This window comes from Streptomyces sp. NPDC107559, from assembly GCF_055657365.1.
Map to the genome: position 1 here is coordinate 78,028 of NZ_JBVKBD010000014.1, position 18,353 is coordinate 96,380.

General features: G+C 71.9%; 20 protein-coding genes and 1 riboswitch. Of the genes, 9 read left to right on the plus strand and 11 right to left on the minus strand.

Going from position 1 to position 18,353, the window contains the following annotated elements; genetic code table 11:
* Position 1: 1 nt before the first annotated feature.
* Both ACZ7OY_RS32365 and ACZ7OY_RS32370 read right to left on the minus strand, forming a co-directional pair.
* Positions 2-361 (minus strand): hypothetical protein, encoded by a 360-nt coding sequence (locus ACZ7OY_RS32365; RefSeq protein WP_351600470.1) that lies wholly within the window; start codon positions 359-361, stop codon positions 2-4.
* A 10-nt stretch (positions 362-371) separates the two neighbouring features.
* A complete protein-coding gene (locus ACZ7OY_RS32370; RefSeq protein ID WP_471914733.1) occupies positions 372-1,127 on the minus strand; it encodes a LytR/AlgR family response regulator transcription factor in 756 nt (251 codons plus the stop codon).
* A 77-nt stretch (positions 1,128-1,204) separates the two neighbouring features.
* On the opposite strand from ACZ7OY_RS32370, the gene ACZ7OY_RS32375 reads away from it, so the two are divergent.
* The 5 genes from ACZ7OY_RS32375 to ACZ7OY_RS32395 all read left to right on the plus strand — a co-directional run bounded on the left by ACZ7OY_RS32375 (position 1,205) and on the right by ACZ7OY_RS32395 (position 7,381).
* Positions 1,205-1,729, plus strand: a complete 525-nt coding sequence (locus tag ACZ7OY_RS32375; protein WP_471914734.1) for an Lrp/AsnC family transcriptional regulator — start codon at positions 1,205-1,207, stop codon at positions 1,727-1,729.
* A 116-nt stretch (positions 1,730-1,845) separates the two neighbouring features.
* Positions 1,846-2,664 carry a dimethylargininase gene (gene ddaH / locus ACZ7OY_RS32380; protein WP_471914735.1) on the plus strand — a complete coding sequence of 273 codons (819 nt, stop codon included), beginning with the start codon at positions 1,846-1,848 and terminating at the stop codon, positions 2,662-2,664.
* Entirely contained in the window at positions 2,664-3,902 is a 1,239-nt protein-coding gene (gene rocD / locus ACZ7OY_RS32385; protein WP_471914736.1) for an ornithine--oxo-acid transaminase, read from the plus strand. The genes ddaH and rocD overlap by 1 nt, the downstream gene beginning before the upstream one ends.
* A 149-nt stretch (positions 3,903-4,051) precedes the next feature.
* A complete protein-coding gene (locus ACZ7OY_RS32390; protein WP_471914737.1) occupies positions 4,052-6,511 on the plus strand; it encodes a SpoIIE family protein phosphatase in 2,460 nt (819 codons plus the stop codon).
* Positions 6,512-6,655: 144 nt separating this feature from the next.
* Complete coding sequence (locus tag ACZ7OY_RS32395) at positions 6,656-7,381, plus strand: lysophospholipid acyltransferase family protein (protein WP_385526277.1); 726 nt, start codon at positions 6,656-6,658, stop codon at positions 7,379-7,381.
* Positions 7,382-7,720: 339 nt separating this feature from the next.
* Here the strand turns inward: ACZ7OY_RS32395 and ACZ7OY_RS32400 are convergent, their stop codons facing one another.
* The 8 genes from ACZ7OY_RS32400 to ACZ7OY_RS32435 all read right to left on the minus strand — a co-directional run bounded on the left by ACZ7OY_RS32400 (position 7,721) and on the right by ACZ7OY_RS32435 (position 14,645).
* A complete protein-coding gene (locus ACZ7OY_RS32400; RefSeq protein WP_471914738.1) occupies positions 7,721-9,316 on the minus strand; it encodes an alpha/beta hydrolase in 1,596 nt (531 codons plus the stop codon).
* Between the two features lie 193 nt (positions 9,317-9,509).
* Complete coding sequence (locus tag ACZ7OY_RS32405; protein WP_471914879.1) at positions 9,510-10,277, minus strand: urease accessory protein UreD; 768 nt, start codon at positions 10,275-10,277, stop codon at positions 9,510-9,512.
* Positions 10,259-10,942 carry an urease accessory protein UreG gene (gene ureG, locus ACZ7OY_RS32410; RefSeq protein WP_471914739.1) on the minus strand — a complete coding sequence of 228 codons (684 nt, stop codon included), beginning with the start codon at positions 10,940-10,942 and terminating at the stop codon, positions 10,259-10,261. Before ureG ends, ACZ7OY_RS32405 begins: the two co-directional genes overlap by 19 nt.
* A gap of 85 nt (positions 10,943-11,027) precedes the next feature.
* Positions 11,028-11,702: an urease accessory protein UreF gene (locus ACZ7OY_RS32415; protein ID WP_471914740.1), complete on the minus strand. Its 675-nt coding sequence runs from the start codon at positions 11,700-11,702 to the stop codon at positions 11,028-11,030.
* Positions 11,702-13,423 (minus strand): urease subunit alpha, encoded by a 1,722-nt coding sequence (locus ACZ7OY_RS32420; protein ID WP_471914741.1) that lies wholly within the window; start codon positions 13,421-13,423, stop codon positions 11,702-11,704. The genes ACZ7OY_RS32415 and ACZ7OY_RS32420 overlap by 1 nt, the downstream gene beginning before the upstream one ends.
* Complete coding sequence (locus tag ACZ7OY_RS32425) at positions 13,416-13,727, minus strand: urease subunit beta (protein ID WP_471914742.1); 312 nt, start codon at positions 13,725-13,727, stop codon at positions 13,416-13,418. Before ACZ7OY_RS32425 ends, ACZ7OY_RS32420 begins: the two co-directional genes overlap by 8 nt.
* Before the next feature lie 12 nt (positions 13,728-13,739).
* Complete coding sequence (locus ACZ7OY_RS32430; RefSeq protein WP_471914743.1) at positions 13,740-14,042, minus strand: urease subunit gamma; 303 nt, start codon at positions 14,040-14,042, stop codon at positions 13,740-13,742.
* A gap of 324 nt (positions 14,043-14,366) precedes the next feature.
* On the minus strand, positions 14,367-14,645 hold the full coding sequence (locus ACZ7OY_RS32435) for a type II toxin-antitoxin system Phd/YefM family antitoxin (protein ID WP_471914744.1): 279 nt from the start codon (positions 14,643-14,645) through the stop codon (positions 14,367-14,369).
* Positions 14,646-14,718: 73 nt separating this feature from the next.
* Between ACZ7OY_RS32435 and ACZ7OY_RS32440 the strand changes: the two genes are divergently transcribed.
* The 3 genes from ACZ7OY_RS32440 to ACZ7OY_RS32450 all read left to right on the plus strand — a co-directional run bounded on the left by ACZ7OY_RS32440 (position 14,719) and on the right by ACZ7OY_RS32450 (position 16,751).
* Positions 14,719-15,408, plus strand: coding sequence for an ATP-dependent Clp protease proteolytic subunit (locus tag ACZ7OY_RS32440; protein ID WP_471914745.1), 690 nt, complete (start codon positions 14,719-14,721; stop codon positions 15,406-15,408).
* A gap of 7 nt (positions 15,409-15,415) precedes the next feature.
* On the plus strand, positions 15,416-15,724 hold the full coding sequence (locus ACZ7OY_RS32445; RefSeq protein WP_471914746.1) for a hypothetical protein: 309 nt from the start codon (positions 15,416-15,418) through the stop codon (positions 15,722-15,724).
* A 379-nt stretch (positions 15,725-16,103) separates the two neighbouring features.
* Positions 16,104-16,274, plus strand: a riboswitch (cyclic di-AMP (ydaO/yuaA leader).
* A gap of 3 nt (positions 16,275-16,277) precedes the next feature.
* Positions 16,278-16,751, plus strand: coding sequence for a C40 family peptidase (locus tag ACZ7OY_RS32450; protein ID WP_471914747.1), 474 nt, complete (start codon positions 16,278-16,280; stop codon positions 16,749-16,751).
* 75 nt (positions 16,752-16,826) lie between these two features.
* Here ACZ7OY_RS32450 and ACZ7OY_RS32455 read toward each other — a convergent pair whose 3' ends face one another.
* Complete coding sequence (locus ACZ7OY_RS32455) at positions 16,827-17,285, minus strand: ATP-binding protein (RefSeq protein WP_384727980.1); 459 nt, start codon at positions 17,283-17,285, stop codon at positions 16,827-16,829.
* Between the two features lie 209 nt (positions 17,286-17,494).
* Here ACZ7OY_RS32455 and ACZ7OY_RS32460 point away from each other — a divergent pair, with 209 nt between their 5' ends.
* A complete protein-coding gene (locus ACZ7OY_RS32460; RefSeq protein WP_471914748.1) occupies positions 17,495-18,352 on the plus strand; it encodes a helix-turn-helix domain-containing protein in 858 nt (285 codons plus the stop codon).
* The last annotated feature ends 1 nt before the right edge of the window (position 18,353 follow it).

Here is an 18,353-nt window from a genome sequence, read left to right on the forward strand (position 1 = left end):
CTCAGCGGTCCTCCACCAGGAGCACGAAGTCCCGCTCGTTGCGTTCGGCCCGGCGTACGTACCAGCGGGCGAGCAGCACGAGGGGGACGTAGAGGCAGAAGCCCAGGACGGCCCATTCGAGGCGGCGGGCGTCCGGCATGGCGGCGAAGAGCAGCGGAAGCGGGCCGACGAGCAGCACGAGGACGGCGAACACGGCCAGGGCGGCACGTAGTTGAGTGCGCATCAGGGAGCGGACGTAGGTGTGGCCGAGGGTGGTCTGCTCGGCTATCTCGGTGCGGGGACGGTAGTAGCCGGAGGCTCGTCCGGTGCGGCGGGGCGGGCCGGTGACGACGACGCGGCGCTCGGCGGGGTCCTGGGGCACGGATTCCTCCCTAGCTGGTCGGGCGGCGCATCAGCAGGTCCCTCAGCTCGCGTGCGTGGCGGCGGCTGACCTGGAGCTCATCGGTGCCGACCCGGACGCTCACCGTACCTGCGTCCAGGCGGAGTTCGCCGATGTGGCGCAGGGCGACCAGGTGGCGGCGGTGGATGCGGACGAATCCGCGCGAGCGCCAGCGCTCCTCCAGGGTGGACAGCGGGATGCGGACGAGGTGGCTGCCGCGGCCGGTGTGCAGCCGGGCGTAGTCGCCGTGCGCCTCGACATGGGTGATGTCGTCGACCGCGACGAAGCGGGTCACGCCGCCGAGTTCGACCGGGAGTTGGTCGGGGTCGGGTTCGTGCACGGGGAACCGGGCGGTGGTGCCGCGCAGTTCGGCGGCCCGTCGTACCGCCTCGGCGAGGCGTTCCTTGCGGACCGGTTTGAGCACGTAGTCGACGGCCTTCAGGTCGAAGGCCTGGACGGCGAAGTCCTCGTGGGCGGTGACGAACACGATCAGCGGCGGCCGGGCGAAGCCGGTCAGCAGCCGGGCCAGGTCGAGGCCGTCGAGACCGGGCATGTGGATGTCGAGGAAGACGACGTCGACGGCCTCGGGGCCGTGCGGGCCGGACTCCAGGGCCCGGTTGATGCGCCGCAGCGCCTCGGTCGCGTCGCCGGCGCCCTGCACGCTGCCGATCCGGGGGTCCGCGTTGAGCAGGTAGAGCAGTTCCTCCAGCGAGGGGCGTTCGTCGTCGACGGCGAGGGCGCGCAGCATGAAGGTGGAGTGTAGGAGCAATCGGTACGTCTGGACATGTGCCCTGCGTGTGGGTTCGCGCTGGATACAGTGCGGCCATGAACAGCAGGCCCACGTCGTTCGACGAGCTCGACCGGAAGATCCTCACCGCGCTGATGGCGAACGCCCGGACCAGTTTCGCCGAGATCGGCGCGGCGGTCGGTCTGTCCTCGACGGCCGTGAAGCGCCGGGTGGACCGGCTGCGGGACACGGGGGTGATCACGGGGTTCACGGCCACGGTGAAGCCGTCGGCGCTGGGCTGGAGCACGGAGGCGTACGTCGAGGTGTACTGCGAGGGCGCGGCGCCGCCGCGGCGGCTGGCGGAGGTGGTGCGCAACCATCCGGAGATCACCGCGGCGATGACGGTGACGGGCGGCGCGGACGCGCTGCTGCATGTGCGGGCCCGGGACGTGGACCACTTCGAGGAGGTACTGGAGCGGATCCGCGTGGAGCCGTTCATCCGGAAGACGATCAGCGTGATGGTGCTCTCCCACCTGCTGCCGGAGAGCCCGGAGGCGGGTGCGAGCCAGCCGGCTCCCACCGATCCCGCGCAGGACGCAGCAGACATGCGCCGACCGGCGTAAAGACGCAGCGATGCTGCGTGAACACGCAGGCTTCGTTCCTTGTCGTGCGGTTCTGTCACTTCTTACCTTGGTGTATACCCTCAGTCGCCACCCGTAGGAAGCGGAGGAACCCCTCTGTGTCCGAAAGCCGTGTGCCACGCTCCCGGCGTTTCCTGGTCTGCGAACCCAGACACTTCGCCGTGCAGTACGCGATCAATCCCTGGATGCATCCCGACACCCATGTCGACGTCGATCTGGCCCAGGAGCAGTGGCGGGCGCTGATCGGCGCCTACCGGGCCCACGGCCACACCGTCGAGACGGTGGAGCCGGTGGCCGGGCTGCCGGACATGGTCTTCGCCGCGAACTCGGCGGTCGTCGTCGGCGGCCGGGTCTTCGGCTCGCTGTTCCACGCGCCCGAACGGCGCCCCGAGGCCGTGCACTACGACACGTGGTTCAAGACCGCGGGCTTCACCGTGCACCGTCCCGAGTCGGTCTGCGAGGGAGAGGGCGACCTGGTCTGGACGGGCCGGTACCTGCTGGCCGGCACCGGCTTCCGCACGACCCCGGAGGCGCACCGGGAGGTGCAGGAGTTCTTCGGCCGGCCGGTGATCGGCCTGACGCTGGTGGACCCGTACTTCTACCACCTGGACACGGCGCTGTTCGTCCTCGGCGAGGGCCGCGACGCCGACATCGTGTACTACCCGCAGGCGTTCTCGCCGGGCAGCCGCGAGGTACTGGAGCGGCTGTTCCCGGACGCCGTCCTGGCCACCCGCGAGGACGCGCTGGCGTGGGGCCTGAACTCGGTGTCCGACGGCCGTCACGTGTTCATCGCGCCGCAGGCCGAGGCGCTGGCCGCCCGGCTGGCCGAGCGCGGCTACCTCCCCGTCCCCGTCGACCTGTCCGAGTTCCACAAGGCCGGCGGCGGCATCAAGTGCTGCACCCAGGAGATCCGCTGATGACCGCACCCGCCCGTACGCTCCCGGACAGCCGCACCTCGGCCGACCTGATCCGCGCGGAGGAGCCCGTCCTCGCGCACAACTACCATCCGCTGCCCGTGGTCGTGGCCCGGGCCGAGGGCGTCTGGGTGGAGGACGTCGAGGGCCGCCGCTATCTCGACATGCTGTCCGGCTACTCGGCGCTCAACTTCGGCCACCGCCATCCGGCGCTGATCGAGGCGGCGCACCGCCAGCTCGACCGGCTGACCCTCACCTCGCGCGCGTTCCACAACGACATGCTCGCCGGGTTCGCCGAGCGGCTCGCCGCGCTGACCGGTCTGGACATGGTGCTGCCCATGAACACCGGCGCGGAGGCGGTGGAGAGCGCGATCAAGGTGGCCCGCAAGTGGGCTTACGAGGTCAAGGGCGTGCCCGCCGACCGGGCCACGATCGTGGTCGCGGCGGACAACTTCCACGGCCGTACGACGACGATCGTCGGCTTCTCCACGGACGAGACGGCGCGCGCCGGCTTCGGCCCCTTCACGCCGGGCTTCCGGGTGGTGCCGTACAACGACCTCGCGGCGCTGCGGGCGGCGGTCGACGAGACGACGGCCGCGGTGCTCATCGAGCCGATCCAGGGCGAGGCGGGCGTCGTGATCCCGGACGACGGCTATCTGGCCGGTGTCCGGGAGCTGACCCGGCGCGAGAACTGCCTGTTCGTCGCGGACGAGATCCAGTCGGGGCTGGGCCGCACCGGCCGCACCCTCGCGGTCGAGCACGAGGGGGTCGTCCCGGACGTCCTGCTGCTGGGCAAGGCGCTGGGCGGCGGCATCGTGCCGGTGTCGGCCGTGGTGGCCCGCCGGGAGGTCCTCGGCGTGCTGCGGCCGGGCGAGCACGGCTCCACGTTCGGCGGCAACCCGCTCGCCGCCGCGGTCGGCACGGCGGTCGTCGAGCTGCTGGAGACGGGAGAGTTCCAGCGCCGGGCCGCCGAGCTGGGCACGGCCCTGCGCGACGGCCTGACCGCGCTGACCGGCCAAGGCGTGGTCGGCTTCCGCGCCCGGGGCCTGTGGGCGGGCGTCGACATCGACCCGGCCATCGGCACCGGACGCGAGATCAGCGAGCGCCTGATGCGCGAGGGGGTCCTGGTCAAGGACACCCACGGCTCCACGATCCGGCTGGCACCGCCGCTGACGATCACCGGCGAAGAACTGGCCGGAGCGCTCACCGCCCTGGCGAAGGTGCTCACGCAGGCGGCCTGATCCGGGCCCGCGCGACCCCGTCCGTACGAGCCCGTCCGGCTCGTACGGACGGGGTCGTCGCGTCCTGCGGTGGCGCGGGCGCCTGCGGTTGCGCAGGGTGAGACTGTCGAGTGGGGGTGGACCACACTCATACGCCAGAGAGGCCGGCCGTGAGCGCACACGAGGGGCACGACGTGGCTCGCCCGCGCTTCGACGTGGCCGACGCCGCGCCCCTGCTGCTCGACGCGAAGGGCGTGGTGACCGGCTGGACCGACGGTGCCCGGCGGCTGCTGGCGTACCCGGCCGCGGAGGCGGTCGGCCGGGGGCTGGCCGACCTGCTCGGCGAGCGGGACGCGGCGCGGGTGCCGGAGCTGGTCGAGCAGTGCCGTGCGCACGGCGCCTGGGCGGGACTGCTCACCGTCCGAACCGGGGACGGGCGGCCGGTCAGCGTCATGGCCCGGCTGGTGCGGGCCCAGGACGGCGCGGGCCCGGCCCGACTGCTGATGCTGTTGTCGGAGCTGTCCGGGGCGGCGGGCTGGGACCTGAGCCGCGGCATGCTGGAACAGCTGGTCCAGTCGCCGATCGGTCTCGCCATCGTGGACCGGGACCTGCGCTACGTATGGTCCAACGAGGCCCTCGCGCAGTTCGGCGGCGGGGCGCCACAGCAGCGGCTGGGCCTGCGGATCTCGGACATCCAGCCGGGCCTGGAAACCGATCGCATGGAAGCCCGGATGCGGCAGGTGCTGGAGACCGGGGAGACGGTGACCGGCTACGAGCACGTGGGCCGTGTACTGTCCGCGCCGCACCGCGAGACGGCCCACATGATGTCGTTCACCCGTCTGGAGGACGAGCAGGGCCACCCGGTGGGCGTGTACTACACGGTCGTGGACATCACCGAGCTGCACCGGGCTCGGCGGCGGCAGGCGCTGCTGGACCGGTGCGGCGAGCACATCGGCCGCAGCCTGGACATCATGCGCACCGCGCAGGAGCTGGCCGACGTGGTGGTCCCCGCCTTCGCCGACTTCGTCACCGTGGACCTGCTGGAGCCGGTGCTGCGCGGCGCCGAGCTCGCGCCCGGACCCCTGCGCGACGTGGATCCGCTGCGGCTGCGCCGGGTCGCCCAGCGGTCGGCACAGGCGAACATGCCCGAGGCCGTCGTCGCCATCGGGCAGACCGCCGCCTACGCGGCCGGGTCCCCTCCGGTGCGGTGCCTGTCCACCGGCACCTCGTGGCACGAGGAACGCCTCGACCCGCTGGCCCGGGAGTGGGCGACGAACATCCCGGCGGGCAAGGAAGCCACGTTCGTGGAGCTGGGGCTGCACAGTGTGCTGATCGTGCCGCTGCGGGCGCGCGGCATCACCCTCGGGATCACCCTGTTCTACCGGCGGCACCGCCAGGAGCCCTTCGACGAGGACGACCTGGCCCTGGCCGAGGACATCGTCTCGCGGGCGGCCGTCTGCGTCGACAACGCCCGCCGCTACACCCGCGAGCGCCTGTCCGCGCTCGTCCTCCAGCGCAATCTGCTGCCGCGCAGGCTGCCCGAGCAGGACGCGGTGGAGGCGGCCGCCTGCTACCGGCCCGCCGACGAGCTGACGGGCCTCGGCGGCGACTGGTACGACCTCATCACGCTGTCCGGCGCGCGGGTGGCCCTGGTGGTGGGCGAGGTGCCCGGCCACGGGATCCAGGCCGCCGCGGCCATGGGGCGGCTGCGGACCGCCGTGGACACCCTGGCCGCGCTCGACCTCCCGCCGGACGAGGTGCTCGGCCATCTGGACGACCTGGTCGCCCGCTCGGCGTGCGAGGAGGTGGCCGGGGCGGACCCCGAGGGGGGCGACGAGGCCGGGACCCTGGGCGCCGGGTGCCTGTACGTCGTCTACGACCCGGTCGAGGGACGCTGCGGGATGGCCGCCGCGGGCCATCCCGCGCCGGTGGTGATCGCGCCGGACGGAGGCATCACCTTCATCGAGCTCCCCCAGGGGCCGCCGCTCGGGGTGGGCGGCCCGCCCTTCGAGGCGGTGGAGCTGACCCTGGAGGAGGGCAGCACCCTGGTCCTGCACACCGACGGTCTGCTGGCGCACAGTACGCAGGAGCACTTCGCCGCCGCGGACCGCGAACGGCTGCGCACGGCCCTGGAGCGTCCGTCGCCCAGCCTGGAGCTGCGCTGCCGTGAGGTGGTCGAGGCGCTGGTGCCGGCCGGGCCGCACGACGACGTCGCCCTGCTGATGGCCTGGACCCGGCGGCTGGACGCCGGGCACGTCGCGTCCTGGGACCTGCCGGCCGATCCGGAGGTCGTCGCCGAGGCCCGCAGGTCGGCCACCCGGCAACTGGCCCAGTGGGGGCTGAAGGAGCTGACGTTCAGCACGGAACTGGTCGTCAGCGAGCTGGTCACCAACGCGATCCGGCACTCGGCGGGCCCGATCCGGCTCCGGCTGATCCGGGGGCACGCCCTGGTGTGCGAGGTCTTCGACGGCTCCGCCACCGCGCCGCATCTGCGCCATGCGCGCACCACGGACGAGGGCGGGCGCGGGCTGCTGCTGGTCTCCCAGTTCGCCGACCGGTGGGGGACGCGCTTCGTCCCCGACGGCAAGATCATCTGGGCCGAGCAGTCCCTGACGGGGCACACAGGGTGACGGGTCGCGCCTCTGCCGGAGGCCGCCGCCGCCCTCGCGCGTCCCCCGCGCACGGACATGTCGACGAGATTGCCTGGGCCTGCGCATCGCGGGAAGCTTGCGAAGAAGTACGCCGGTCGACCGTGGAGGGGTGAGAGGCGAGCCGTGATCTACTACGTCCTGAAGTACGTGGTGCTGGGCCCCCTGCTGAGAGTGCTCTTCCGTCCCCGGATCGAAGGCCTGGAGCACGTACCGGCGTCGGGCGCGGCCATCGTCGCGGGCAACCATCTCTCCTTCGCCGACCACTTCCTGATGCCCGCGATCCTCAAGCGGCGCATCACCTTCCTCGCGAAGTCCGAGTACTTCACCGGCTCGGGCCTGAAGGGCCGGCTGACCGCCGCGTTCTTCCACAGCATCGGGCAGATCCCGGTGGACCGCACCGGCAAGGAGGCGGGGCAGGCCGCGATCCGCGAGGGCCTGGGCGTGCTGCGCAAAGGCGAACTGCTCGGCATCTACCCGGAGGGCACCCGATCGCACGACGGGCGGCTGTACAAGGGCAAGGTCGGCGTGGCGGTGATGGCCCTGCGGGCCGGTGTGCCGATCGTGCCGTGCGCGATGATCGGCACCTTCGAGGCACAGCCGCCGGGCCGGGTCCTGCCGCGCATCCACCCCGTGGCGATCCGCTTCGGCAAGCCGCTGGACTTCTCCCGCTACGCGGGGATGGAGAACGAGAAGGCGATCCTGCGCGCCGTCACCGACGAGCTCATGTACGCCATCCTGGCGCTGTCCGAGCAGGAGTACGTCGACCGGTACGCGGCCGAGGTCAAGGCCGAACTGGCGGGAGACACGACGGCCCGGCAGCCCAGGTTCCCGAGGATGCCGCTGAGTTGAGCCGGTCCCGGTGCTCTGCTGTCGGCCGATCCGCCGGCCCGGGGAGGTGGATCCGGTCCGGCTCGACCGGGAGGACGACGGGGCGCCGGCCCCGGTGGTCGGCGACGGCTGCGACCTGGGGCCTGAGCCTCTTCCACGTGGCGGCCGCCCGCAACATCGCCGAGCTGGTGCGGCCGGCGGCGGCGCGGCCGGGTTCCCGGGTGCTCGACGCCCGCGGCCCCGAGCCGCTGACGATCGCCGGGATCGGCGCGGCGGAGTACGCCTGGCCGGACGTCCGGTCCCGAGCGAGGGGCGGCGGGGACGTGTCCCCGCCGCCCCTCCCCCCGGTACGGCAGCCGGTTACGGCTTCGGCGTGGCGTGCGGCGCGCAGGTCACGTCCGCGGCGTCCACCTTGCCGGTGAGCAGGTAGGTGTCCACCCGGGTGTTGATGCAGGGGTTCACCAGGCCGGTCACACCGTGCGAGCCGGCGTCCTTCTCGGTGATCAGACGCGAGCCCTTGAACCGGTGGTGCAGCTCGACGGCACCCGCGTACGGCGTGGCGGCGTCACGCTGCGACTGCACGATCAGCACCGGCGGCAGACCCTTGCCGGTCTTCACGTTCACCGGGGTCTGCTGCTTGACGGGCCAGGTGGCACAAGGCAGGTTCATCCACGCGTTGGCCCACGTCATGAACGGGTAGTCCTTGTTGAGCCGCGTGTTGTCGCGGTCCCACTTCTTCCAGCTGGTGGGCCACTTGGCGTCGGTGCACTCGACGGCCGTGTAGACGGCGTTGCCGTTCTCCGAGGAGATGTTGCCCGCGGTGTCGGACAGGTCGGGAGCGGCGGCGTCGACCAGCGCCTGGGTGTCACCGGCGACGTACTTGGCGAAGACGTCGGCGACCGGCACCCACGAGGAGTCGTAGTACGGGGCGCTCTGGAAGAAGGAGATCAGCTCGGCCGGGCCGACGACCCCGCCGATGGGGCTCTTCTTCGCGGCGGCCCGCACGTCCAGCCACTTCGCCTGGACCGCGGCACGCGTGGTGCCCAGGTGGAAGGTGGCGTCGTTGGCGGCGACCCAGTCCTCCCAGTCCTTCCAGCGGCCCTCGAACGCGATGTCCTGCTCCAGGTTGGCCTGGTACCAGATGTTCTCGCGCGACGGGTTGACGACGCTGTCCACGATCATGCGCCGGACATGGCCCGGGAAGAGCGTGCCGTAGACGGCGCCGAGGTAGGTGCCGTAGGAGACGCCCAGGTAGTTGAGCTTCTTCTCGCCGAGCGCGGCCCGGATGACATCCAGGTCGCGGGCGGTGTTCGGCGTGGTCATGTGCGGCAGCATCTCGCCGCTGCGCTCGTAGCAGCCGTCCGCGTACTCGGCGGCCAGCTTGCGCTGGGCACGCTTGTCCGCCTCGGAGTCCGGCACCGGGTCGGCCTTGGGCGCCTTGACGAACTCCTGCGGTTCGATGCAGGAGATGGGCGCGGAGTGGCCGACGCCGCGCGGGTCGAAGCCCACGAAGTCGTACGCCTTGGCCGTGTTGGCCCACAGCGCGCTCTTCGTGGTGACCCGGCGCGGGAAGCGCATACCGGAGCCGCCGGGGCCGCCGGGGTTGTACACGAGGGCGCCCTGGCGCTCCTCCTTGGTACCCGTGTTGCCGATCCGGTCGACGGCCAGCTTGATCTTCTTGCCGTCGGGCCGGGCGTAGTCGAGCGGGACCGTGACGTAACCGCACTGGATCGGCTTCTCGAAGCCCCAGTCCGCGGGACAGTCCTTCCAGTCGATCCCCGCCTTCGCGGCGCGCTCCGCGGCGATCGCGGCACCGCGGGCCTCGCGGTCCTGGCCGGGGCGGCTCTCCGCGTTCGCCGTGGGCGCCGCGAAGGCGCCGGCTATCAGGGTCGCGGTGACCAGCGCTCCGGCCGAACCGAGCGCGGTCTTTCGATTCCTCGGTCTGATGTCCCTCAAGTGGGCACTCTCCGTATCTGGTTATTGACTGCAGAGGGATCATTTCGGCTGTGAGGTCCCTGAGAACAGGGTTCGTTGACCTTCTTTGCCAATCCGATAACCGGGTGCCATGTTCCGGTTACCGGAATCCTGGTGCCGAACCAGCCTGGTCCGAGCCCGAGTTGACCCGCAAACAGCTCGGGCCGGAGCCGGCTCAGTCCAGGTCCGCGAGCGCCCGGTCCAGCACCCGGCGCAACCGCAGGGCGTCCGCGGCGACCGCGGTCACCAGTGCGCCCGGCCCGGCGAGCGGAACGAGCACGGCCTGCTCGCCCAGCATCCGGGCCGCCACCGGCTCGGCGGCGAACCGCGGCCGGACGACCACCAGTTGTCCCACGGCCCGATGACCCGCCAGCACGGCGGGACCGTCCCAGCCGCCGGGTGCGCCCGGCCCGCAGCCGAGCTCCTGGTCGAGCAGCACCCGCCCGTCGATCCGGACAGTGAGACGGCTGGTGAGCCGTCCGGGTTGCTCGCCGACCCGCCCCAGCACCTGTTCCTCGCGCAGTACGAGCCGAGCGGCGCCGGCCAGATCCACCCGGGTCGTCACATACAGCTCACTCCCGCCGGCCGAGATCAGCTGCTCCGGCAGCCAGTGGAGTTCACCGCCGTCGGCGACATCGAGCCGTACGTCGTAGCGGGCCTCGGCCTTGGACTGGCCCGGCAGCGCGATGGTGGCGGCCGCCGATCCGACACGCAGCCGGGCCCCGGGCCCGACCTCGGCCCGGACGGCGAGGCGGTCGCCCCCGTGCGGCCCGCTCATCGCGCCGACGAGCATCACGTGAGCCTCGCGGCCGCTCGCCCGGGTCCGCCGGAGCGCGAGCGGCCCGGCGCTCTCCAGCACCGGAAGGGCGGTGCCGCCGCGGCCGTCGTCGCGCGCGACGATCCCGGCGGTGGCACTGACCCCGTTCACGCGCACGCCGTCCAGGCGGCGAGCCGCGCCCGCACCCAGGCGGAGACCTCCCGCACTCCGTCCTCACCGCGCAACGACTGGAAGACGACCGGGAGTTCGGCCCGCTGCACCTTCGCGTCCGAGGCCATCCGCCCGAGGTCGGACCCCACGTACGGGGCGAGGTCGGTCTTGTTGACGACCAGCAGGTCGGCGGTGGTCACCCCGGGGCCGCCCTTGCGCGGGATGTCGTCGCCCCCGGCGACGTCGATCACGAAGATCTGCGCGTCGACCAGTCCCCTGGAGAAGGTGGCGGTGAGGTTGTCGCCGCCGGACTCGACGAGGATCAGGTCCAGCGGCCCCACCGCGTCCTCCAGGTCCTCCACCGCCTCCAGGTTGGCGGAGATGTCGTCCCGGATCGCCGTGTGCGGGCAGGCGCCCGTCTCCACCGCGGTGATCCGCTCGGGCGGCAGTACGGCCTCCCGCAGCAGGAACTCGGCGTCCTCCCGGGTGTAGATGTCGTTGGTGACGACCGCGAGGGACAGCTCCGCGCGCAGGGCGCGGCAGAGCGCGGCGACGGTGGCGGTCTTGCCGGACCCGACGGGCCCGCCGAGGCCGATCCGCAGGGCCCGGCGGCGGCCGTCGGGACGCCGGGCGTCGGCGCCGACGGCGGACGGGCCGTCGTGGAGGTGGTCGAGATGCATGAGGCGGCTCCTACCATTGTTCTGCGGTGCCCTGTCGAGCGGTCCGCGTGTGTGCCCTGCGGTTGTTCTCCCTGGTACCGCGGCCCTAGGACGCGAACAGCCTGGCCGGCCAGACGGCATGGGCCTCCGCGCCGATCTCCAGCAGGGGAGCCGAGGCCGCCGGCAGCGCGTCGACCCCTTCGTCGAGCACCCGCCGGGCCGCCTCGGCCGCCCGGTCCGCCACCCGGTCCAGCTCCGGCGCCAGCCGGGCCAGTACCGCCGTGGCGTCGAACGGGTCCAGGCTCAGCAGCCGCACCGTCGCGGTGGCCGGCCCGCCGACGCTCTCGTACGCGGCGCAGTAGGCGGCGTCGACGGGCCCGAGCCCGGCCGCCCGCGCCAGCAGCCCCAGCACCACCGGCTGGTGCATCCCCTTGGGGAACTCGCCCGCCACGGCGTCGAGTTCCGGTGACGGCCAGGTCGCCCGGGCGGCCCGCAACAGCTGCCGGCCCAGCCTGCGCGCGACGGCACGCAGCGCGGGGGACGGCGTACGGGCGTCCGCCGCAGCGTCCAGCACCGGCGGATCCACCCCGAGTGCGGCCGCGGCGGCGAGGGACGCCGCCACCAGTCCCGCCGTGTGCAGCCGGCCCCGGGCGAAGTCCTCCAGGCTCGCCGCTCCCGTGATCCGCCCGGCCCGGACGGCCGCCTCGGCCCCGCCGGAGTGCGCGTGCCCTCCGGCGGGAAAGCGGCCGTCGGCCAGGACGAGCAGTGCCGCCCGGGACATCAGAAGAGGAAGTAACGCTGGGCCATGGGCAGTTCGGCGGCCGGAGTCGCCTCGACCAGCTCCCCGTCGATGTGCACGGCGAAGCTGTCGGGGTCGACCCGGACCCGCGGCCGCGCGTCGTTCTCGCGCATGTCCGCCTTGGTCACCCCGCGCGTGGAGTCGATCGCGACGAACCGCTTGCCGAGCTGGAGCCGCTCCGGCAGCCCGTCCTCGACGGCCGCCGGGGCCACGAAGTTGAACGAGTTGGCCGCGGGCGCCCGCCCGATCGCCCCGAACATCGGGCGCGGCAGGATCGGCTGCGGGGTCGGGATCGAGGCGTTGGCGTCGCCCATCTGCGCGTACGCGATCTGTCCGCCCTTGAGGACGAGGTGCGGCTTGACGCCGAAGAACGCGGGCTCCCACAGCACCAGGTCGGCGAGCTTGCCGCTCTCCACGGAGCCGATCTCGCGGGCGAGTCCCTGGGCGAGGGCCGGGTTGATCGTGTATTTGGCGACATAGCGACGTACCCGGTGGTTGTCCGCCCGCCCGTCGCCGGGGAGCGCGCCCCGGCGCCGCTTCATGACGTGGGCCGTCTGCCAGGTCCGCAGGACGACCTCGCCGACGCGCCCCATGGCCTGGGAGTCGGACGAGATGATGGAGATCGCGCCGAGGTCGTGGAGTATGTCCTCCGCGCCGATCGTCGAGGGCCGGATCCGGGACTCGGCGAAGGCGAGGTCCTCCGGTACCGCCGGGTTGAGGTGGTGACACACCATCAGCATGTCGAGGTGCTCCTCGGCGGTGTTGACGGTGAACGGCCGGGTCGGGTTCGTCGAGCTCGGCAGCACGTGCGGCTCGGACACCACGGTCATGATGTCCGGCGCGTGCCCGCCGCCCGCCCCCTCCGTGTGGTACGCGTGGATCCCGCGCCCGGCGATCGCGGCGAGCGTGTCCCCCACGAACCCGGCCTCGTTCAGGGTGTCCGTGTGGATCGCGACCTGGATGCCGGTCCGTTCGGCGACGGTCAGCGCGGCGTCGATGACGGCCGGGGTGGAACCCCAGTCCTCGTGCAGCTTCAGCCCGAGCGCGCCGCCGCGGATCTGGGACAGCATCGCCTCCTGCGAGACGGTGTTGCCCTTGCCGAGCAGGCCGATGTTCAGGGGGTAGGACTCCATCGCCGCCAGCATCCGGGCCAGATGCCAGGGGCCGGGCGTCACGGTGGTCGCCTTGGATCCCTCGGCCGGTCCGGTGCCGCCGCCGACCAGTGTGGTGACGCCGGAGGCGAGCGCCTCGTCGGCGATCTGCGGGCAGATGAAGTGGACGTGCGCGTCGACGGCGCCCGCGGTGAGGATCCGCCCGTTGCCCGCGATCACCTCGGTCTCCGGACCGATCACGAGATCCGGGTGCACCCCGTCCATGGTGTCGGGGTTGCCCGCCTTGCCGATCCCGGTGATCCGCCCGTCGCGGATGCCGATGTCGGCCTTGACGATCCCCCAGTGGTCGACGATCACCGCGCCCGTGACGACGGTGTCCGGGGTGCCCTCCGCGCGCGTGGCGCGCGCCTGCCCCATGGACTCGCGGATGACCTTGCCGCCGCCGAACACGGCCTCGTCACCGGCGAGTCCGGGCCCGCCGCAGCGGTCCTCCTCGATCTCGATCAGCAGATCGGTGTCCGCGAGCCGGATGCGGTCCCCGGTCGTCGGGCCGAACAGGTCGGCGTACGCCGCGCGTGAGATCTCAGGCATCGAGGGGGCCTCCAGTCTCCCCGCGCAGCCCGGGCACGATCCGGGCACCGGCGAGCGGGACGAGTTCGACCTCGGCGGGGATCCCGGGTTCAAAGCGCACGGCGGTGCCGGCGGCGACGTTCAGCCGCTTGCCGCGCGCGGCGGCACGGTCGAACTCCAGGCCGGGATTGGCCTCGGCGAAGTGGTAGTGGGAGCCGACCTGGACGGGACGGTCGGCGGCGTTGAGGACGGTGAGCCGGGTGACCTCACGGCCCTCGTTGTAGACGATCGGGTCGTCCGTGAACAGGATCTCTCCGGGAATCATGGCGCGCCCCCGTCAGACGATCGGGTCGTGGACGGTGACGAGTTTGGTGCCGTCCGGGAAGGTCGCCTCGACCTGGACGTCGTGGATCATCTCGGCAATGCCGTCCATGACGTCGTCCCTGGTGAGCAACTTGCGTCCGGAGGACATGAGTTCGGCGACGGTACGGCCGTCACGCGCACCTTCGAGGATGTGCGACGTGATGAGCGCGACCGCCTCGGGGTGGTTCAGCCTGAGGCCACGGGCCCGGCGCTTCTCGGCGACGTCGGCCGCCACATGGATCAGCAGCCTCTCTTGCTCGTGCGGGGTCAGTTGCACGTCCCACCTCACAGTCCTCGCTCCGGACCGTGCGGGGTCCGGTTGCCGCAGCCCCGGGGCAGCGTCCCTGATGGCGTGGATCGGCAGGCTAGTTGGAGCGAGTTTCGAGCAAGTTAACCAAGCTGTGATCGAGTCCGAGGCCCGGCGCACGCGCAGACCGCCGCGCGATCCGTCGTCCACAGCCGGTTCCGGCCGCGCCGCCGGCCGGCAGCGCGCCGAAGGAGCACGCGCGGACCACGGAACCGTCGCGGAGCGCGACCTCGCGCCGCTCGCCTGAACGGCATCCCGCATCGAGCGGGGCGGGATGCCCGGTCGCGCGTCCGGTCAGGCGGGACCGGTCCCCCGGTGCTCGGCGGCGATCCCGAAGCGCTGACGCTCCCGGGGAGCGGCCGCGGCCTCGCGGACCGCGGAGACCGAGCTGATCACCTGCTCCTCGTCGGGGCCGTCGAGCCCGTCGAGCCGCTCCAGGTCCGCGGCGGAGACGAGGGCGACGAGGGGCTTGCCGTGCCGGGTCACGACGACGCGCTCACCGCCGTACACCACGCGGTTGATCAGGTCGGCAAGTTCAGCCCTGGCTTGCGTCACCGGAATCTCGTAGGCCATACCCCCATCATAACGTCACGTACGTCCTGTACATTTTTTACAGAGACACCTTGTCGCGAGGAGGGGGTACACCATGACCCGACCGTCCGCCCGCCATGTCCTGCCGGAGTTCACCGAACGCACGGGCTTCGGGCAACGGACGCTGGATCCGTACGCGAAGCTGCTGGAGGAACGGATCGTCCTGCTGGGGTCACCGATCGACGACACCTCGGCCAACGACGTGATCGCGCAGTTCATGCACCTGGAACACGCGGCACCGGACCGGGCGATCTCGCTGTACATCAACTCCCCCGGCGGCTCGTTCAGCGCGATGACCGCCGTCTACGACACCATGCGCTACGTCAGCTGCGACGTGGAGACGTTCTGCATGGGCCGGGCCGGGGCGTCCGCCGCGGTGCTGCTGGCCGCGGGCACGCCGGGCAGGCGGCACGCGCTGCCGGGCGCCCGGGTGACGATCACCCAGCCGGCGCTTCCCGGGCCGATCGAGGCCCAGGTGAGCGATCTCGCCGTCGAGGCGGAGGAGCTGGCGCGCACCCGGGCCCTGCTGGAGGAGATGTTGGTCCGGCACACGGGCCGCACGCCGGAGCAGGTGACCGCGGACATCGAGCGGGAGACGGTCCTGGACGCACGGGGCGCGCTGGAGTTCGGCCTGGTGGACCGCGTCATCGACGGCCGTGACGTCCCGCCCGCCGCACCGGGCACGTCCGGCACCCCCACCCTCCCCGGCGCACCCGGCGCACCCACCGCTCCCGGCGCGAGGTGAGCCGCGGATGCTGCCGCCGGAGCTCCCGCCGCTGCCCGCCCTGACCCGGGCCGAGGGCGAGTTGATCGATCGTTACCTGGAGGTGGTCGACCTGCTCGGCCGCATCAACCCCGCGCACCACGGGGACACCTACCGCGGACTGCGCGCCGCCCAGGCGCTGGTGGGCAGGGCGACCGCGCTGCGCGACGCGCTGACGCTGATGCACCAGCGGGGCGAGGCCGAACTGCACGCGCCGACGCTCGCGCGGGCGCTGCGCGTCCTGGACGGGGAGCGCCGCACGGCGCGTGTCACCGTGCCCGCGCGCTCCGACAGTTGACCCGCCCTCGGCCGCCCCGGACGTTCCGCGCGGCGCGCGAAGCGTCCGGGGCTGAGTTCAAACGCCCCAAACGACGTACCCCCTGATGCAGTAGCGGCGAATCGTTTTCTCGGGCCTCCAGGGTTGCGCAACGCGCGTAGCACGACGGCGGGATGAAGCGCTCCGCCGCTGGTCCGGGGCCCGTCGTTCCCCTGGACGGCCGATCGAACAAACAGGCGTCCACCCGAACGGGTGAGTGGTGAGTAACAACACAAATCCACGGTTCCGTTGGGATTTTCGTTCACCTGTGAGTGAAGATCCCTGTCTGACGACAAGCCCCCGCCACAGCGGCGGGGCGGTCCGGGCGGACGCCGAGTCCTGCCGCCGCCCGGATGACCGGTCGACAGGAGTGCATCGGCAGGAGTGGAGGACCCAGGCACGACGGGTTCGCCGGAACGGTCAAGCCATGGCCGGACCGAGCAGCCCTTGGGGTGAAGCCGCATCGCGGCCGGGCAACTTCGCCAGCCCGAATCCGACAGGTCATCCTTCACAGGCGGCTGACGAAGGGTTGCGCATGACTGCGCTCAATCGTGTCCCGTCGCTGATGGTCCGGGCCGGTACGGCCTCGGCGCTCACCATCGCCGCCGTGGGCGGCTCGATCGTGGTTCCGGGCCTCTCCGCGGACGCGGCGGCCGCCACGACCGCGACGAAGGCTCTCAAGGTCGCGGCCTCCAAGAAGGGCTCGCCGTACCGGTACGGCGCCACCGGGCCGCGCAGGTTCGACTGCTCGGGGCTCACGCTGTACGCGTTCAAGAAGGCGGGCAAGAAGCTGCCCCGCACCGCGGCCCAGCAGTACAACAAGACCCACCACGTGTCGGCCCGCCACCGCAAGGCCGGAGACCTGGTGTTCTTCCACTCGGGTTCCAGCGTCTACCACGTCGGCATCTACGCCGGAAAGGGAAAGATCTGGCACGCCCCGAAGACGGGGGACGTGGTGCGGCTCCAGAAGATCTGGACGAAGAGCGTCTGGTACGGCCGGGTGAGCTGATCCGCCCGGTTCGGTGGCGGCGGCCCGGCACGCCGCCACCGCATCGGGCCCTCTCCCCGGCCGGGCGCCCGGCCCTCAAGGCTCCTGCTGCCCCGCGGCAGGCACCGGCCGGGCCGGGACGGACCACGGGAGCTCGATGCAGACCGTCTTGCCCCCCTCGGCGGTCGGACGGACGTGCAGCCGTCCGCCGCACTCGGTGGTGAGCCAGCGGACGATCACCATGCCCCGGCCGTTGTCCTGCTGGACAGCGGCCGGCAGCCGTTTGGGAAAGCGCGGATGGCTGTCGGTGACACCGACACGCAGCCGCTCGTCACGGTCGAGAGTGAGATCGACCGTGAACGTCGGGGACTGCCCGAATGTGTGCTGTACGGCGTTGGTGGCGAGTTCGGAGACGATCAGTCGGACGGTGTCGGCCATTTCGGCTTCCGCGGGCAGGCCCCACTCCACGAGGGCGCTCGCCACGAAGTTGCGGGCCGCGGAGACCGAGGCTGGATCGCTCGGCAGAGTGACGGATGCTTCCAGATGGTCTGCCATGGCGACGTCGTCCCTTCCCACGGGACCGCAGTCCGACAAGGAGCGGATTCGAGTACGGTCCCGGACTGGTGCTTCTTCGCCAGACTGCCATTACCGGGCCGGTCGCGGTGCCGATCCACCGAGATATGCATATATCTGTCGCTCGAAGCGGTGAACTCTGCGACGGCAGACCGTATTTGGGCGGCTCGGAAGGAGTAGGGAGTTTTCCCATGCAGTACGGTCCCGCCGTGCGCCGTCGGAAACTGGGCGCCGAACTGCGCGCACTGCGCGCCCGCACCGGGCTCACCAGTGGTGAGGCGGCCCGCCTGGTGGGCTGGCATCAGTCGAAGGTGAGCCGGATCGAGACCGGCGCCAGCGGAGTGAAACCGGCCGATGTGCGGCTGCTCCTGGACGCGTACGGCGTCGCCGAGGCGGAACTGCGGGAGTTGCTGCTGATACTGGCGGGCTCCCACGACGGCGGCCGGGACCACTGGTGGCACGCGTACCGTGGTGTTCTCCCGCCCACCTACCGGGATTTCATCAGTCTGGAGTCACAGGCGAGCGCGATGCGCACGCTGGAGACTTCCGTGGTCCCGGGGTTGTTGCAGACGCCCGAGTACGCCCGCGCGGTGACCCGCGCCGCGGTCGAAGGACTGGACGAGGAACGGCTGGACGCGCTGGTCGAGGTGCGGCTGGCCAGGCAGGACGTGCTGCGCGCCCATCGCCCGCTGGAGCTGACCGCGGTCCTGGACGAGGCGGTGCTGCGCCGGGAGGTCGGCGGACCCGAGGTGATGGCGCGTCAGTTGCGGCGTCTGGTGGAGGCGGGTCGGCTGCCCCAAGTGCGGCTCCAGGTCCTGCCGTTCCGGGCGGGAGCACACATTGGCATCACCGGACCTTTCGTTATCTTGTCATTTCCGAGCACTTCTGATCTGGATGTGGTTGTTCTCGACCACATGACGAGTAGCCTCTACCTCGAACGGAGAGAAGACCTCCAGGCGTACTCAGAGGCCTTCAACACCCTCAGGACACACGCCCTTTCACCCGAGGACTCATTGGATTTCATCGCCGGGATAGGTGACGACACATAAG

What these genes read in the sequence shown, in the direction of transcription:
- ACZ7OY_RS32455 (WP_384727980.1), bottom strand. Translation starts at nt 17,285, where the DNA reads ATGGCAGACCATCTGGAAGCATCCGTCACTCTGCCGAGCGATCCAGCC.
- ACZ7OY_RS32425 (WP_471914742.1), bottom strand. Translation starts at nt 13,727, where the DNA reads ATGATTCCCGGAGAGATCCTGTTCACGGACGACCCGATCGTCTACAAC.
- ACZ7OY_RS32420 (WP_471914741.1), bottom strand. Translation starts at nt 13,423, where the DNA reads ATGCCTGAGATCTCACGCGCGGCGTACGCCGACCTGTTCGGCCCGACG.
- ACZ7OY_RS32440 (WP_471914745.1), top strand. Translation starts at nt 14,719, where the DNA reads ATGACCCGACCGTCCGCCCGCCATGTCCTGCCGGAGTTCACCGAACGC.
- ACZ7OY_RS32370 (WP_471914733.1), bottom strand. Translation starts at nt 1,127, where the DNA reads ATGCTGCGCGCCCTCGCCGTCGACGACGAACGCCCCTCGCTGGAGGAA.
- ureG (WP_471914739.1), bottom strand. Translation starts at nt 10,942, where the DNA reads ATGCATCTCGACCACCTCCACGACGGCCCGTCCGCCGTCGGCGCCGAC.
- ACZ7OY_RS32375 (WP_471914734.1), top strand. Translation starts at nt 1,205, where the DNA reads ATGAACAGCAGGCCCACGTCGTTCGACGAGCTCGACCGGAAGATCCTC.
- ACZ7OY_RS32445 (WP_471914746.1), top strand. Translation starts at nt 15,416, where the DNA reads ATGCTGCCGCCGGAGCTCCCGCCGCTGCCCGCCCTGACCCGGGCCGAG.
- ACZ7OY_RS32435 (WP_471914744.1), bottom strand. Translation starts at nt 14,645, where the DNA reads ATGGCCTACGAGATTCCGGTGACGCAAGCCAGGGCTGAACTTGCCGAC.
- rocD (WP_471914736.1), top strand. Translation starts at nt 2,664, where the DNA reads ATGACCGCACCCGCCCGTACGCTCCCGGACAGCCGCACCTCGGCCGAC.
- ACZ7OY_RS32415 (WP_471914740.1), bottom strand. Translation starts at nt 11,702, where the DNA reads ATGTCCCGGGCGGCACTGCTCGTCCTGGCCGACGGCCGCTTTCCCGCC.
- ACZ7OY_RS32460 (WP_471914748.1), top strand. Translation starts at nt 17,495, where the DNA reads ATGCAGTACGGTCCCGCCGTGCGCCGTCGGAAACTGGGCGCCGAACTG.
- ACZ7OY_RS32450 (WP_471914747.1), top strand. Translation starts at nt 16,278, where the DNA reads ATGACTGCGCTCAATCGTGTCCCGTCGCTGATGGTCCGGGCCGGTACG.